At 54.6% G+C, this 15,260-nt stretch carries 11 protein-coding genes; 7 read left to right on the top strand and 4 right to left on the bottom strand.

Annotated features, from left to right (window positions below; genetic code table 11):
- Positions 1 to 114 precede the first annotated feature (114 nt).
- From J2I48_RS19380 to J2I48_RS19370, 3 genes are read right to left on the bottom strand one after another with little or no spacing between them, the layout of a single operon-like run.
- Positions 115 to 1,557: a CCA tRNA nucleotidyltransferase gene (locus J2I48_RS19380; RefSeq protein ID WP_207337141.1), complete on the bottom strand. Its 1,443-nt coding sequence runs from the start codon at positions 1,555 to 1,557 to the stop codon at positions 115 to 117.
- Positions 1,554 to 2,078 carry an L-threonylcarbamoyladenylate synthase gene (locus J2I48_RS19375; RefSeq protein ID WP_207337140.1) on the bottom strand — a complete coding sequence of 175 codons (525 nt, stop codon included), beginning with the start codon at positions 2,076 to 2,078 and terminating at the stop codon, positions 1,554 to 1,556. Before J2I48_RS19375 ends, J2I48_RS19380 begins: the two co-directional genes overlap by 4 nt.
- Positions 2,079 to 2,117: 39 nt before the next feature.
- Complete coding sequence (locus tag J2I48_RS19370) at positions 2,118 to 3,698, bottom strand: hypothetical protein (protein WP_207337139.1); 1,581 nt, start codon at positions 3,696 to 3,698, stop codon at positions 2,118 to 2,120.
- Between the two features lie 178 nt (positions 3,699 to 3,876).
- Between J2I48_RS19370 and argS the strand changes: the two genes are divergently transcribed.
- The 6 genes from argS to J2I48_RS19340 all read left to right on the top strand — a co-directional run bounded on the left by argS (position 3,877) and on the right by J2I48_RS19340 (position 12,505).
- Complete coding sequence (gene argS, locus J2I48_RS19365; RefSeq protein WP_207337167.1) at positions 3,877 to 5,712, top strand: arginine--tRNA ligase; 1,836 nt, start codon at positions 3,877 to 3,879, stop codon at positions 5,710 to 5,712.
- A 30-nt stretch (positions 5,713 to 5,742) separates the two neighbouring features.
- A complete protein-coding gene (locus J2I48_RS19360; RefSeq protein ID WP_207337138.1) occupies positions 5,743 to 6,363 on the top strand; it encodes a glutathione peroxidase in 621 nt (206 codons plus the stop codon).
- 106 nt (positions 6,364 to 6,469) lie between these two features.
- Positions 6,470 to 7,363, top strand: coding sequence for a 1,4-dihydroxy-2-naphthoate polyprenyltransferase (locus tag J2I48_RS19355; protein ID WP_207337137.1), 894 nt, complete (start codon positions 6,470 to 6,472; stop codon positions 7,361 to 7,363).
- A 57-nt stretch (positions 7,364 to 7,420) separates the two neighbouring features.
- Positions 7,421 to 8,527: an efflux RND transporter periplasmic adaptor subunit gene (locus J2I48_RS19350; protein ID WP_207337136.1), complete on the top strand. Its 1,107-nt coding sequence runs from the start codon at positions 7,421 to 7,423 to the stop codon at positions 8,525 to 8,527.
- A 127-nt stretch (positions 8,528 to 8,654) separates the two neighbouring features.
- On the top strand, positions 8,655 to 11,774 hold the full coding sequence (locus J2I48_RS19345) for an efflux RND transporter permease subunit (RefSeq protein ID WP_207337135.1): 3,120 nt from the start codon (positions 8,655 to 8,657) through the stop codon (positions 11,772 to 11,774).
- 161 nt (positions 11,775 to 11,935) lie between these two features.
- Entirely contained in the window at positions 11,936 to 12,505 is a 570-nt protein-coding gene (locus J2I48_RS19340; protein ID WP_207337134.1) for an NIF family HAD-type phosphatase, read from the top strand.
- 103 nt (positions 12,506 to 12,608) lie between these two features.
- Here J2I48_RS19340 and J2I48_RS19335 read toward each other — a convergent pair whose 3' ends face one another.
- Complete coding sequence (locus J2I48_RS19335) at positions 12,609 to 14,153, bottom strand: S41 family peptidase (RefSeq protein WP_207337133.1); 1,545 nt, start codon at positions 14,151 to 14,153, stop codon at positions 12,609 to 12,611.
- Between the two features lie 97 nt (positions 14,154 to 14,250).
- Between J2I48_RS19335 and J2I48_RS19330 the strand changes: the two genes are divergently transcribed.
- Positions 14,251 to 15,258 carry an ABC transporter ATP-binding protein gene (locus J2I48_RS19330; RefSeq protein ID WP_207337132.1) on the top strand — a complete coding sequence of 336 codons (1,008 nt, stop codon included), beginning with the start codon at positions 14,251 to 14,253 and terminating at the stop codon, positions 15,256 to 15,258.
- Positions 15,259 to 15,260: the final 2 nt, after the last annotated feature.

Here is a 15,260-nt window from a genome sequence, read left to right as displayed (position 1 = left end):
ATCCCTTCTGGCAAGCTATAGTAATAAATTATCCGGCGTTCAGGTAAGTACCCGTAATTATCCTATTAAAACTATAGATTTATAGAAATGACCAGCTATAAATACTAGTTTTTCTCAGGATTGTACCGGAGCGAGTCCCAGTTTCTGCCCTATTTTCAGCATAAAGGGCATTGCTTCCTCCAGGCGGTTGGGAATGGTGCCTTCCAGGATAGCCTCGCGCACGGCTACTTTGATCTCGCCAACTTCCTTAGACGGTTTCAGTCCGAAGGTCTCCATGATCAGTTCGCCAGTGATCACGGGCTGAAAGTTGCGGAGCTGATCGCGTTCTTCCAGGTCGTGGAGTTTCTGCTCTACCTGATCGAACCGCTGCAAGTGCCGCTGTACTTTGTCGTGGTTTTTCGAGGTGATATCGGCGCGACAGAGCGTGAGCAGAGCTTCCAGGTCGGGACCAGCGTCGAAGAGTAATCGGCGCAGAGCGGAGTCGGTGATGCCGTCTTTCACCAGCGGAATGGGCCGCATGTGTAGCCGGACCAGTTTCTGGACCTGCTTCATGTGTTCGTTGAGGGGCAATTTCAACCGCCGGAACAGGTTGGGCACCTGCCGGGCACCCACTTCTTCATGTCCATGAAAGGTCCAGCCCACGCGCTTGTCGAAACGTTTGGTCTGCGTTTTGGCAATGTCGTGCAACAGCGCCGACCACCGCAGCCACAAGTCATTGCTCATGCCCGCCACATTGTCAAGCACTTGCAAGGTGTGGTAAAAATTGTCTTTGTGGCCTTTGCCTTCCACCGTCTCTACGCCTTTGAGGGCTACCAGTTCGGGCAGGAGGTGTTGCAGCAGCCCGGCCTGGTAGAGCAGCTTAAAGCCATACGAAGGCGTAGGGGCCAGAATGATCTTGTTCAGTTCGTCGATGATCCGCTCCATCGACACAATTCCGATCCGATCATTCATGCGCATAATCCCATCGAAGGTGTCGGCGTCAATATCGAAGTTGAGCTGAGTGGCAAACCGGATGGCCCGCATCATGCGCAGGGGGTCGTCGGAGAACGTGATGTCGGGAGCCAACGGGGTGCGAATGATCTTCCGCTTTAGGTCAGTAAGGCCGTTGAAGGGATCAATCAGGTCGCCAAAAGCATAGTCGGCAGTATCGGCGTTGAGGCTGATAATCATGGCGTTGATGGTGAGATCGCGGCGGTTTTGGTCGTCCTGGAGCGTGCCGTTTTCCACAATCGGTTTTCGCGAATCGGCGCGGTACGACTCTTTGCGTGCCCCCACAAATTCCACTTCTACCCAGCCGTCTACGGGGTCATCCACGCGCAGCATAGCCGTGCCGAAGTTCTGATATACGGCCACGCTGACCTTCGCGGCTTTACCTACGGCCTCGGCCAGGGCAATGCCGCTGCCCAGACACACGATGTCGATGTCTTTAGAGGGCCGTTTCAGCACCAGGTCGCGCACGTAGCCCCCCACCACATAGGCAGGGATGCCCAACGCTCGCGCCTCCGTAGCAATCAGTTCAAAAATAGGTTTGGTATGGAGGTATGCTGCGAAGTTCATTTCCTTAAAAATTCAACCTCCCCACCCTGACCCAGTTTCATGATGCGGGGTTTGCGAAAATTGCGGGAAACCGTGCCTACGGTGTGGGCAACTGCCTTTTGGGCGGCGTCGGGCAGGGTGAAGCTCTCGAAGGGTAGCGTAATGAGGCCTTTGGTGAAGCCGCCAAGCAGAAACTGCACCGTCTCGTCGGTCGATTTGCGGATGGCAATTTCGCCGTTGGCGAGGTCGCCCGCCACGTTTTTGCCTTGCTCAAACACCACCGTAAGCGGAATCTCAGCAAACTCGACCAGGTCATAGGCGATGTCGGGCATCTTAAGCACGTACATCGCCACCTGATCGGTGTTCCTGGCCAATACCGTAAGCATACAGGGATTATTGGTGGCTTTTTTCAGGGCCAGCAACTGCGCAAGGGCGGTCTCATTCTGCGGGTCGGCTCCCACCGACCAGCCCGTTTCATCGGCGATGCCAAGGAGTTGGCCCTGACGGAGGGCATGAATCAGTTCGCGGTTGGTGGTTGTCATAGCAATTTCAACCCCGAAAGTAGCCCAACGGTTCCGGTCTCAGTGGTCGGGATCGGTTGTTCTGGTGGCCTGAACTGGTAGGGCTGTACCGCTTTTGGGCACCGTATACCGGAGTTTTGTCAAATAAAATACGTCACGCGGTGGGTTCGTCCCAGTGCGGGTGCTGGCAATTCGCTGGTAGCCGGTAGCCAGAAAGTAAGGGCCATACCAGGCATGAATCATCGGGTCGGCAGTGTTGGCGAATCGCTCGGTTTCCAGCGTGGGTTTCATGGTAAACAGCTCTTTGTTAGCCAGCACACTGTCGCGCTCTACCAGCTGACTGTGTAGCGCGTTCTCGTCGGGGTAGGCCATGACCACATACGGCGACTGGTGCATTACTTCTACCTTGGGAGTTAGTCGGGGGCTTTCTATGTTCTTGATTGGTAGGCAGTTATCCCAAAGTAGGTTTCCCTGCCGGTCGAACCCGCACAAAAATGCATGGGTGTACTGGTACATTTCTACCTGCCTGCCCTGCCGTGCGGCCTGGTTAATGGTGCTGATGCCGCCCGAATAGATCGTGTTGGTTGATCGGTATTGCTGGTAATAGACTTCGGCTACCAGCGTCAGGCCCTCATTGGTGGGGATCAGTTCATGCACCAGCAGCCGGTACCGAAACTTCACGTTTTTACCTTCGTTTTGCCGCCGTGTTACCCTGGCCAACACGCGCTGTTGCCGTTTGGGGTCGAGGTAGTTAAAGAAGTTTTTCAACTGCGAAAAGTCGATATACCGAATGGCCTCGCCGTGGTCGGTAGTGACGGTGAGCTTACCGGTTTCGGTGTGCTGAATGCGCGTGACATAGATACCCTGTGAATAAGGCGTGCAGTCGGCAGAGTAGTTGCCAATCAGGAGCGACTCGCCCGCGCTGATGGGCAAAATCTGACCCGAAATGAGGCTGTATTCGGTGCCGTCATATTCGATGGTACGCAACGGCTTACCGTCGGGAGAGTAGGAGCGGACCGTAAACTGGCACCGTTTTTTGGGGGAATGCGTGAGCACGTGCACTTCCTGCCGGTACTCATCGACGTCCATGCTGCCAATCTCGATGTTGTTCATATATAGTCCCTGAAAAACGCGGGTGCTGGCATCAAAAAAGGAGAAGCCCATCACCAGCGGCCGGTCGTGGTAATAGCCACCCAGGTAGGCCACGTTGCCCATAACGTTGAAATGGGTCAAGTCGATAGGTGAGGGGAGCCTGCCTTCAAACAGTTCGATATGGCCATCGTCGAGGTTGAGGCGAATAATTTGGATATCGTTGGTGCCCGGCTCGGTAAACAGTTGAAACCGGTACAAGTTGTTCGTGAACTCACTAGTGGGTACAAAGTGCGATTTTAGCTTAAATTCGGCGATCCAGCGCGGTTTTAGGGTCGTGTCGATGCGTGAAAAGGTGTATTTAAAGCCCACCGGCCCATATGACTCTTCGCGCTGGTAGATCAGCAGTGCACCCCGCTCGCGCAGTGGCCACACCGAGTAGGCATCGGACGCGCTAGGGTCAATAGGCATCTCTACGCGAGTCACGGCGGCCATCTGCGCCCAGAGCGGCACTGTAAGGAAACTAAGCAGGAACAGATACAGAAGGCGCATAGCACGGAAAGGACAGGAGTAAGCCAGCCAATGCCCTAAGCTACAGCGCGGACAGGTGCAGTACAACGATTTTCTACTCAAAAAACCGGGCCTGGTGGCGCAATTGCCCAAATGCGGGGGGTATTCGTACTTTTGCGGCATAATACACATCCCGGCCTTTGCGCAACAGGCCAACACCATGGATTTACAGGCAGACTTAACAAGGGCCATTCAACAGGCCATCCAATCGCTTTATACCGACTCATCTACCGCCGCCCCCGAACCTGGTCCGGTGCTGCTACAGCCTACCAAAAAGGAGTTTGCCGGTGCGTTTACCTACGTCACGTTCCCCCTTACCAAGCCCCTGCGCCTGGCCCCCGCCGAGATTGGGCAGCGCCTCGGCACCTGGCTTGTGGCCAACAGCCCGCTGGTGAGCGCCTTCAACGTGGTGCAGGGTTTTCTCAACATCAGCCTGTCAGACAGCGCCTACATCCAGTCGCTGAACGGGTTTATGGCTAAGCAACAACAGCGTGTTGAAACCACTGATGGTGAGCGGGTTATGGTCGAATTCTCGTCGCCAAACACCAACAAGCCACTGCACCTGGGCCACCTGCGCAACATCTTCCTGGGCGATTCGGTGAGCCGGATTCTGGCCGAAAATGGCTATACCGTGACCAAAACGTGCCTGGTCAACGACCGGGGCATTCACATCTGCAAGTCGATGCTGGCGTACCAAAAATTTGGTCAGCAACCCGACGGCACGTTCGAGACCCCCCAATCGGCGGGCCTGAAAGGTGATCACCTCATTGGCAAATACTACGTGCTGTTTGATAAGGCATTGAAAGCCAAGATTGCCGAACTCGTGGCGGGTGGTATGGCCGAAGACGAAGCCGCCAAAAAAGCCCCCGTGATGCAGCAGGCGCAGGAAATGCTGCGGAAGTGGGAGCAGGGCGACGCCGAAACCGTGGCGCTTTGGGAGCAGCTCAATGCCTGGGTCTACGCCGGTTTCGCCGAAACGTACCAGAAAGCAGGCATCAGCTTCGACAAGACCTACTACGAATCGCAGACGTATTTGCTGGGAAAAGACGTGGTTGAAGAAGGACTGGCCAAAGGCGTTTTTTACCAGAAAGAAGACAAATCGGTCTGGATTGACCTCACCGCCGAGGGGCTGGACCATAAGCTCGTGCTGCGCGGCGATGGCACGTCGGTGTATATCACGCAGGATTTAGGAACGACCGATCTGAAATTCAGCGATTACCACTCCACGCGGTCGCTGTGGGTGGTGGGCAACGAGCAGGATTATCATTTCAAGGTGCTCTTTGCCATCATGAAACGCCTGGGCCGCCCCTACGCCGACGGCTGCTATCACCTCAGCTACGGCATGGTTGACCTGCCCACAGGCAAGATGAAATCACGCGAAGGCACCGTAGTGGATGCCGACGACCTGATTGACGAAGTAGCCGCCGTGGCCGCGCAAGCCGCCGACGAGGCCGCCAAGGGCAAGCTGGACGAGTTTACGGAAGTCGAAAAGAAGGATCTGTTCCGTATGATTGGGCTGGGTGCGCTGAAGTATTACCTGCTGAAAGTGGACCCGCAGAAACGGATGCTCTTCAACCCCGAAGAGTCGGTCGACGTGCATGGGCATACGGGGCCGTTTATTCAGTACGTCTACGCCCGCATCCGGTCGGTGCTGCGCAAGGCTGAGGAAAGCGGTCTGGTCACCAATGGCACTGCCGACGAAACAGCCGCACCGGCGGACCACCCCCTGCACGAAACGGAACGGGACGTTATCCTGATTCTGGGGCAATATGCACAAGCGCTTGCCCTGGCGGGACGGGATTATGCACCGTCGTACATGGCTCAATATGTCTATGATTTGGCGAAGGCTTACAACCGTCTTTTTGCTGAGGTATCCATATTATCTGAACCCGACGCGGCCAAGACGCAACTCCGGCTTAATCTATCGGCGGCAGTGGGCGAAACTATCCGCAAAGGCATGGGTTTATTGGGTATCGAGGTACCTGAGAAAATGTAAAACGAGTTTACTGTTCAACGTCTCCTACCCATGCGTTCATCCACCAAATTTATCCTGGCAGCTACGGCTGTCGTTATTCTCATCACGGCTATGTCTTTTTCCCGCCTGGTTAAGCACGTCTTTAGCGACAAAAACGCGGCCCTTTCGGCCCCCGCATCCATGGAAGCAGCCCCCACGAAATCGCTGTATGATTTTACCATGAACAGCCTCGACGGCAAGCCCGTGGCCCTCAGCCAATACAAAGGCAAGAAGGTGATTATCCTCAACACGGCTTCGGAGTGTGGCTACACGCCGCAATACGCCGACTGGGAAAAGTTCTACGAAGCCCACAAAGACAAGGTAGTGGTACTGGGTTTCCCGGCCAACAATTTTGGCGGTCAGGAACCCGGCAGCAGCAAAGAGATTGCGTCGTTTTGCCAAAAAAACTACGGTGTTACCTTCCCCTTGTTCGAGAAGATAGACGTGGTGGGCGACAAGCAGGCTCCGCTCTACAAATGGCTGACCACCAAAAGTTTAAATGGCTGGAATGAGCAGGCCCCCGGCTGGAATTTCTGCAAATACGTCGTCGATGAAAACGGCAAGCTCACCCACTTCTTTGCCTCCGGCGTAAAACCCAACGATGGGGCGTTTAAGAAGGCGGTTGGTATTTAAATTAAGAATTAAGAATTAAGAATTAAGAAGGCCTGACAGCAGGTAGTTGCCTATCTGCCGGACAATTCTTGATTCTTAATTCTTAATTCTGCATTCTTAATTGCAGATGAACCCATGGATCGCAGCGGCGCGGCCGCGGACGTTGCCGCTGGCGTTGGCCAGTATTATTCTGGGCAGTTTTCTGGCGGCGGGGGCTGGGCGGTTTAGCTGGCTCACGTTTGGGCTGGCCGTGCTAACCACCATCTGTTTGCAGGTGCTCTCTAACTTCGCCAATGATTACGGCGACGCCGTTTCGGGCAAAGACACCCCCGACCGGGTGGGTCCGCGCCGGGCCGTTGCCACTGGCGATCTCACCAAAGAGGCCATGTTCCGGGCTATGTTGCTCACGGCGGGTTTGTCGCTGGTGTCGGGTGTGTGGCTACTGATTGAGGCCACGCGCGGGGCCGATGCCACGTTGTTCTGGGTGTTTCTGATGCTGGGGCTGCTGTGCATTGCGGCGGCGGTGGCTTATACCAACGGCAAACGGCCCTATGGCTACGCGGGCTACGGCGACATTGCCGTGCTACTTTTTTTTGGTTGGGTGGGGGTGCTGGGCACCTATTACCTGCACACGCAAACAATCACCTGGCCCTTGTTGCTGCCCGCTAGTAGCGTAGGCTTTTTTGCTACTGGGGTGCTGAATATCAACAATATACGTGATATTGAAACTGACGCCAAAACGGGTAAACATTCGATTCCGGTGCGGCTGGGTCGAGCCGGGGCCATCCGCTATCACTGGCTGCTGTTGATTGGCGGCATGGTGTGTGCAGTGGCCTATTCGCTACTAACCGCAACCACAGCCTATGATTTTGCCTACCTGCTGGCCTTTCCGTTGTTTATCATCAATGGGCGGGCCTTGGCCAACCACACTAACCCAGCCGAGTTGAACCCCCGGCTGGGTCAACTTGCCCTATCTACGCTGCTCTTTGTGGTGCTGTTTGGGGTGGGTGTTCTTCTATAAGTAAGGGTAAACCGTGGCGCCTTTGCGGTTTACTGAATAAACCTCAATACAAACATTTTGAAACGCTGGATTGCCATTGGTCTCGTTGTGCTGGTCCTGGGGGGCCTGATCGTCTATAACAAAATTCTCAAACCGGCACCCGGCGCAGGCGGTGGTGGCGGCGGTGCCCCGGCAGCGGGGGGCGCTGGTGGCAAAGGTGGCCCCGGCGGTGCGGCAGGCGGCGGGCCAACGTCGGTCAATGCGTATGTGGTGGTGCCCAAAGTCATTGCCAACGCCATTGTGGCCACGGGGTCGCTGGTGGCTAATGAACAGGTCGATATTTATCCCGAAATAGCTGGGCGCATTGTGCAGCTCAATATCCGCGAGGGACAGCCCGTGGCGCAGGGGTCGCTGCTGGTGAAAGTCTACGACGGCGACCTTCAGGCGCAGCTTCAGAAGTTTAAGGTGGTGGAAGAAAACGCCCGCCGCACCGAGGCCCGTAACAAGCAACTGCTGGAACGTGGCGGCATCAGTCAACAGGAATACGACATTATCGTGACGAACCTGAAAGGTGCCCTCGCCGACATCGACCTGACCAAGGCCGCCCTGCGCCGCACCGAAATTCGAGCACCGTTTTCAGGCGTAATCGGCATCAGAAACGTGAGTCCCGGCGCGGTGGTTACGCCTCAAACACTCATTACGCGGCTGCAACAGCTTAACCCCATGAAGCTCGATTTCACCGTGCCCGAACGCTACAGTGCCTCGGTACGGCCGGGTGAGCGGGTCAACTTCACCGTAGAAGGCAGCCTGGCCGGGTATACGGGGCAGATTTACGCCATCGAACCCGACGTAGACGTGGAAACGCGGAGTCTGCGCATCCGGGCGCGGGTGGCTAATACAGGGCGCGACCTGCGACCGGGCGCGTTTGCTAAAGTAAATCTGACGTTCCGCGAAGAAAAAGCATTGACCATTCCGTCGCAGGCCTTGTTACCTCAAACACGGGGCAAGCAGGTGGTGGTAGTGCGCAACGGCAAGGCTACGTTTGTAGAGGTGCAAACCGGCCTGCGCGACAAGAGCAACATTCAGATCACCAAGGGCCTAACCCCCGGCGATACCGTTGTTACAACCGGCCTGCTTTTTGTCAAGAAAGACGCTCCGGTTAAAGTGGTTAAGATTAGTCTGTAAAACGACCATTCTGCTTCGCTGTCATTCGATGGTCATTAAGTGGTCATTAGTAACAGGCTTCTCTAAAACAACGAATGACAACGTAATGACAGTGAAACGTAATGACTACTAATGACACTTCTTCGTTATGAGCCTTTCTTCCCTCTCCTTAAAGCGCCCGGTCTTTGCGATGGTGATGTCCATTGCCATCGTACTGTTTGGCGTTATCGGCTACACCTTTCTAGGGGTGCGCGAGTTTCCGGCTATTGACCCGCCGGTGATTTCGGTGCGGACGAGCTATACTGGTGCCAACCCCGAAATCATTGAGTCGCAGATCACCGAGCCAATTGAAAAGACCCTCAATAGCATCGAGGGCATCCGTACAATCTCATCAAGCTCGGCGCTGGGTGTGAGCAACATCACGGTCGAATTTAACCTCGATACCGACCTGGAGCGGGCCGCCAACGACGTGCGCGATAAGGTGTCGCAGGCGCAACGACTGTTGCCGCAGGATATCGACGCCCCGCCCGTGGTAACCAAGGCCGACGCCAACTCGGACCCCATCATTTTCATGCCCGTGCAGAGCACCACCCGCAACCCCATGCAGCTATCGGACTATGCCGAGAACGTGTTGCAGGAGCGGTTGCAGACCATTCCGGGGGTGTCGCAGGTGAGCATTTATGGCCTCAAGCGCTACGCCATGCGCATGTGGCTCGACCCCGCCAAACTGGCTGCCTACAAACTGACGGTGCAGGATATTCAGGCGGCATTGGTAGCCCAAAACGTGGAACTGCCGGGCGGAAAAATCTACGGTAACAATACCGAACTGACCGTAAAATCGGTAGGGCGGCTTACCACCGAAGAGGACTTCAATAACCTGATCCTGCGCGAAACCAACCAGCAGATTCTGCGCCTGCGCGACGTGGGCTATGCCACGCTGGGACCCGAAAACGAAGAGACCTCGTCGAAGCAAAACGGGGTGCAGGGGGTCATTCTGGTGCTTATTCCGCAACCTGGTGCCAACATCGTCAACATTGCCGACGAGTTTTACAAACGCTTCGGTCAGATCAAGCGCGATTTGCCTAAAGACCTGATTGTCAGCGTAGGTATTGACCGGAGCACGTTTATCCGCAACGCGATTACCGAGGTAGAAGAGACGCTGCTGATCTCGTTTGTGCTGGTGGTGCTGGTGATCTACCTCTTCTTCCGCGACTGGCTTATTGCCTTCCGCCCCCTGATCGACATTCCCGTTTCGCTCATCGGCGCGTTCTTTATCATGTACGTTGCCGACTTCAGCATCAACATCCTAACGTTGTTAGGTATCGTGCTGGCCACGGGTCTGGTGGTCGATGATGGGATTGTGGTGACGGAAAACATTTTCAAGAAAATTGAGAAAGGCATGGCCCCGGAACAGGCTGCCAAAGAGGGGTCAGACGAGATTTTCTTCGCCGTCATTGCTACGTCTATTACGCTGGCGGTGGTGTTTCTGCCCATCATTTTCCTGCAAGGTTTCGTGGGGCGGCTCTTCCGCGAGTTCGGCATTGTGGTGGCCGGGGCGGTACTGATTTCTGCCTTTGTGTCGCTTTCGCTCACGCCTGTATTGAGCGTGAAACTGACCAGCAAGGACCACGGGAAAACGTCCTGGTTTTACCGAAAGTCGGAGCCTTTTTTCCAGTGGCTCGACAACTCGTACCGTAGTAACCTAGAGGCTTTTCTGAAAAAACGCCGCTGGGCCTGGATCATGATGGTGGCTTGTCTGGCCCTGGTGTTTGGGCTGGGAGCCACGCTGAAATCGGAGTTGGCACCGCTCGAAGACCGGGGCCGTATTCGGATACCCATCACCGCGCCAGAAGGCACCAGCTACGAAGCCATGTCGTCTATTACCGACCGGATCACCAAACTCGTGCTCGATTCGGTACCCGAAACTAAGCTGACCTTTAGCGTGGTAGCACCGGGTTTTTCGGGGGCGGGGGCCGTCAATTCGGGCTTTGTGTTTATCAACATGGTTGACCCGCAGAATCGGAAACGGTCGCAGCAACAAATCGTAGATAACCTGACCAAGAACTTCAAGAAATTCTCGGATGCCCGCATGTTTGCCACACAGGAGCAGACCATTTCAACGGGTGGCCGGTCGGGGTCGTCGCTGCCGGTGCAGTTTGTGTTGCAGAACCTGAGCTTCGAGAAACTGCGCGAAAAACTACCGCAGTTTCTCGAAGAAGCCCAGAAAGACCCCACGTTCCAAAACGTCGACGTCGATTTGAAGTTCAATAAGCCCGAACTGAACATCAGCGTTGACCGCGAAAAAGCCACCGATTTAGGCGTATCGGTCCTCGATGTGTCGAACACGCTGCAACTGGCCCTGAGCAACCGGCGGCTGGCGTATTTCCTCATGAACGGGAAGCAGTACCAGGTGATTGGGCAGGTGGACCGCGAAGACCGCGACGAACCCACCGACCTGCGCACCTTCTACGTGCGCAACAACCGGCAGGAACTGATACCCCTCGACAACGTAGTGCGGTTTCTGGAGGTGAGCAGCCCGCCGCAGGTGTACCACTACAACCGCTTCAAGTCGGCCACGGTGTCGGCGGGTCTGGCCCCCGGCAAGACCGTTGGCGACGGCGTGAAAGCCATGAACGCCATTGCCGCGCGGGTATTGGACCCCAGTTTCCAGACGTCGCTCACCGGCTCCTCGCGTGACTTCGCTGAAAGTTCATCCAACACGCTGTTCGCCTTTGCGCTGGCCCTCATTCTGGTATACCTGATCCTCGCCGCCCAGTTCGACTCGTTCGTCGATCCGTTTATTATCATGCTTACCGTGCCCCTGGCGCTGGCTGGGGCCGTGTTCTCGCTGTGGCTCTTCAACCAGACGCTGAATATTTTCAGCCAGATCGGCATCATCGTGCTGGTGGGTTTAGTGACGAAAAACGGGATTCTGATTGTGGAATTTGCTAACGAACAAATGGCCGAAGGCAAAACCAAAGTAGCCGCCGCGCTCGAATCGGCCGCCATGCGACTGCGCCCCATCCTGATGACCACGCTCGTGGCGGCGTTTGGTGCGTTACCCCTGGCCCTGGCGCTGGGGTCGGCCTCGAAAAGCCGGGTGCCGCTGGGGGTGGTTATTGTGGGTGGCCTATTGTTCTCGCTAGTGCTGACGCTGTTTGTTATTCCGGCCATGTATATCTTCCTGTCGCGCCGCAAACCCGGTCAGCCCATCGGCGAATCCCCCGACGAAAAAGCATTGGAAGCGCAATCAGCGGAGGTGGTTTAGAGTTAGGCGCGTCTCTCTGCTACTACAAACATTAGACCGCTACGCGGCCAGCAAATTAAATTTGCTTCTATACCAGAACGGGTATAAGTTGACCTCGATGAGGTGGATTTATACCCGTTCTGGTATAGATGGAATGATAAAAGCACTAACGCACTGCTACTGTGAACGATAAATTGGTCATACTTGATTTGGATGAGACCCTCATTCATGCCACTAAGCATGAGCAGAATTGGCCGTGTGACTTTAAATATGAAGAGTATTTTATATACAAAAGACCACACGTCGATCAATTTCTAAACGACATTGCAAAGCATTTTACAATTGGTATTTGGAGTTCAGCCGACGATGATTATGTAGATGATATTGTGCGCGTTATCACGCCCCCCGTTGTAGCGTTTAGCTTTGTTTGGGGAAGAAGCCGATGTTCGATCAGACGAGATATAGAGTCGGATACGTATTGCTTCGAAAAGCGACTCGATAAGCTCAAGAAACGTGGCTTTCGTTTGGAGGATATGTTAATTGTGGACGATTCTCCTGAAAAATCGAGAACGAATTATGGCAATGCAATTCATATTGCAGAATTCAACGGTGATCCAAGTGATGAGGAACTTCCTATTTTGTTGACTTACCTAATGCAATTAAAAGACGTACCAAACGTCAGGAGTATTGAAAAAAGAGGCTGGAGAAACAGAACGAGTGGCACACTTGCAGATCCTGTTACTTCTGTTTAGCTATGCTCACAGCCCACAATCTGTCTAAATCGTTTGATGCGCTTACTGCGGTGCGGAATGTGTCGCTGTCGCTGGCGGCGGGGGAGATTAGGCGAGGAACGTTTTATCGGTAGATATGACTGCTCAGGTAGTCAATCGGTAAAGCACAATGCTCAATTACATGACCGCTCCCATCAAGAACAATAAGAACTGTTTCGCCTTGCCAGCCGCCCTGATTTAAATGTAAGCGGACATAGTAATTATCGTTGAGCTTAATGTGATGTGCCACAGTTAATCGACGGGCGTTTCGTTTAGTAAACGGCCACCGCAAATGTTTTTTGATTGGCGCAGGTACGTTGACATAAAAACGGTTTTGCACATTTTGGGAATAGAACGCGGAATCCGCACGTTGCTCGGTCTGAAAACGCCTTTGTATCGCTTGTGAGCTATTAGCCGATTTCAGTGAAAGGCATTTAGCGGCGAATGGAGTCAATAAAGTAGCGTCTTCTTCAACTAGGCCGTTGGAGTAAGCTGTGACATCACCATATATTTTTTGTGAAAGCAGGCTATCCGCATAGAACGTTACGGCGATTTGTTCGGGACAAATCGTAAGCATTGACAACAGCGGTGCGTTGGCTTGCAAGTACATTAAACTGCTATCCAGAACGGGGTCGTGACCAGCCAGCATAGCGTTGCGGTGGTGCATTAATGGCCAATCGACAGGTACCCCCTTTGCTTCATAACTAACTCGTTTCGCATCGACTATTTGGCCATCGGAAAGCGCAATTTCCCAACCATTGGGGAGTCGCTTGCCAAGCATCGGCGAAAATATCCCGTTTGACTGTTCGCCAGCCAATTTGACGTATGGAAACTCACGCAGGTAAAGTGCACAATGATCGCCAGCACTGATGGTGCTGCCACTCGTTAAAACAACAATCGGTTTAATGAGTTTTCGCTCACCACGGGGCAAAACATAATAGCTGGTCCAGGGGCCGTATTCGTAGCTTTTTTTACCAATGCGGGCTCGTCCGTATCCAACTAATCGCTTCACCTGCGTCAGTCGCCCAATCAGCTCACCAAGATAGGCCGGGGAGCCGCCCCCGTTGATTCGGATGTCCAGAATCAACCCCTTCACATCAGAAAAAGCGGCGACCATGTCATCTAATTGTCGCGCAAAAGCGGTCAGCGGCATTCCGCCAAAACCGTTTAGTTGCAGATACCCATACTCAGTGGATCGGCAATAGCCGCCAATGTTGTAGGGGGCACTCTGAAACGGCACGAACTGCCCAAATCCCCGCTGTTGCAAGAAAGCCAGACTAACCTGGTGAAATTGGGTCTGTAAATCCTTTGTGGGAAATTCCTGATAAAAGCGGGCGTACTTGGCACTCGCGGGTAAGTCGCCGGTAGGAGAAATCACCACATGCCCATCCCTTAACGGAGCCACCATCTGGTTGAAAATGGTCAATAATGCCTCATCTGATGTTGACGGGCTGATTGATGGCCGGAAGCGCCTGTACTGTTGTTGCCAGTCAACACCTCTGGTGTCAAAGTGAGCGTAGTAGCGGTTAAATAGCTGCCAGAAAGCCTCAAAATTACGTTCAGGGTCTTTATCGGTGAAATTGGCTGAGGCTGCGACTGAACCGAGGAGCCATGATACAAGGATAGTCAAACAGCTTATTCGCATGAGTTCAAGAGAGGTAGTGAGATTATTGATGCATGAACCCCCTTCTTTGCACAAAATCAGTCATGAATTTACTTAACGCACTATGCTCACAGCCCACAATCTGTCTAAATCGTTTGATGCGCTTGCTGCGGTGCGGAACGTGTCGCTGTCGCTGGCGGCGGGGGAGATGGTGGCGTTGGTGGGGGCAAGCGGGTCGGGGAAGAGTACGCTGCTGAACCTGTTGGCGGGGCTGCTGGATGCCGACCGGGGCACTATTCGGCTCGACAACGAGGCGGTGGCGGGGCCGAAAGATAGGCTCGTAGCAGGGCACCCACAGATACGGGTGGTACATCAGGAATACCAGCTGATGCCCAACGTGACCATCCGCGAAAACATTGCCTTTGCCCTGCGTTACTACGAACGCACCTACCGCGACCAACGCGTAAACGAACTCCTGCGCCTCTGCCGCCTTGAAGCCGTGCAACACCACAAACCCCGCGAAACGTCGGGGGGCGAAAAGCAACGCACCGCTATTGCCCGCGCCATTGCCGAACCCGCCCGTGTACTGCTGCTCGACGAGCCGTTTAGTCACCTCGACCTGCCTAATCGCCTGCTCATCCGCGACGTACTCATCGACCTGGTTCGCAACAGCACCACCGGCCCTGATGCGGGTACGGCATGCCTGTTCGTGACCCACGACGCCTCCGACGCCCTGTCTATCTCCGACCAAATTGGTCTGTTGCAACGCGGACGACTGATTCAGCTCGACACCCCACGGGCGGTGTATGGCCAACCCAAAAATGCCTACGCCGCCAGCCTCACCGGCCCTGTCAACCTCATCCGGGGGAAGCACCTGCCCTCGCTTGGACTACCCGCCCTGGGCAACCCCGACACTGAGTACGGCCTGCGCCCCGAGCACATACAAATTGACCCTGCCGGAACGGTATCGGGCAGGGTCGAGCGGGTATTTTTTGGGGGGCGCGACACCGAACTACTCGTGCGCCTAAACCGATTTGTGGCACTCCGGGCGCTGGTTTCGCAGACCGATAGGCGCATTGGCGACGAAGTCCGATTGCATATAGCTCAGGATAAGCTGCTGGTATTCAGTTGATT

Origin of the sequence: Fibrella aquatilis, assembly GCF_017353255.1 — a bacterium.
Taxonomy (GTDB): domain Bacteria; phylum Bacteroidota; class Bacteroidia; order Cytophagales; family Spirosomataceae; genus Fibrella; species Fibrella aquatilis.
Note: the sequence above shows the minus strand (reverse complement) of the source record. Positions and strands in the feature narration are given on the sequence as shown.

Excerpts from the sequence above, each read along its gene's own strand:
- J2I48_RS19380 (WP_207337141.1), bottom strand. The coding sequence starts at position 1,557 with ATGAACTTCGCAGCATACCTCCATACCAAACCTATTTTTGAACTGATT.
- J2I48_RS19375 (WP_207337140.1), bottom strand. The coding sequence starts at position 2,078 with ATGACAACCACCAACCGCGAACTGATTCATGCCCTCCGTCAGGGCCAA.
- J2I48_RS19370 (WP_207337139.1), bottom strand. The coding sequence starts at position 3,698 with ATGCGCCTTCTGTATCTGTTCCTGCTTAGTTTCCTTACAGTGCCGCTC.
- argS (WP_207337167.1), top strand. The coding sequence starts at position 3,877 with ATGGATTTACAGGCAGACTTAACAAGGGCCATTCAACAGGCCATCCAA.
- J2I48_RS19360 (WP_207337138.1), top strand. The coding sequence starts at position 5,743 with ATGCGTTCATCCACCAAATTTATCCTGGCAGCTACGGCTGTCGTTATT.
- J2I48_RS19355 (WP_207337137.1), top strand. The coding sequence starts at position 6,470 with ATGAACCCATGGATCGCAGCGGCGCGGCCGCGGACGTTGCCGCTGGCG.
- J2I48_RS19345 (WP_207337135.1), top strand. The coding sequence starts at position 8,655 with ATGAGCCTTTCTTCCCTCTCCTTAAAGCGCCCGGTCTTTGCGATGGTG.
- J2I48_RS19330 (WP_207337132.1), top strand. The coding sequence starts at position 14,251 with ATGCTCACAGCCCACAATCTGTCTAAATCGTTTGATGCGCTTGCTGCG.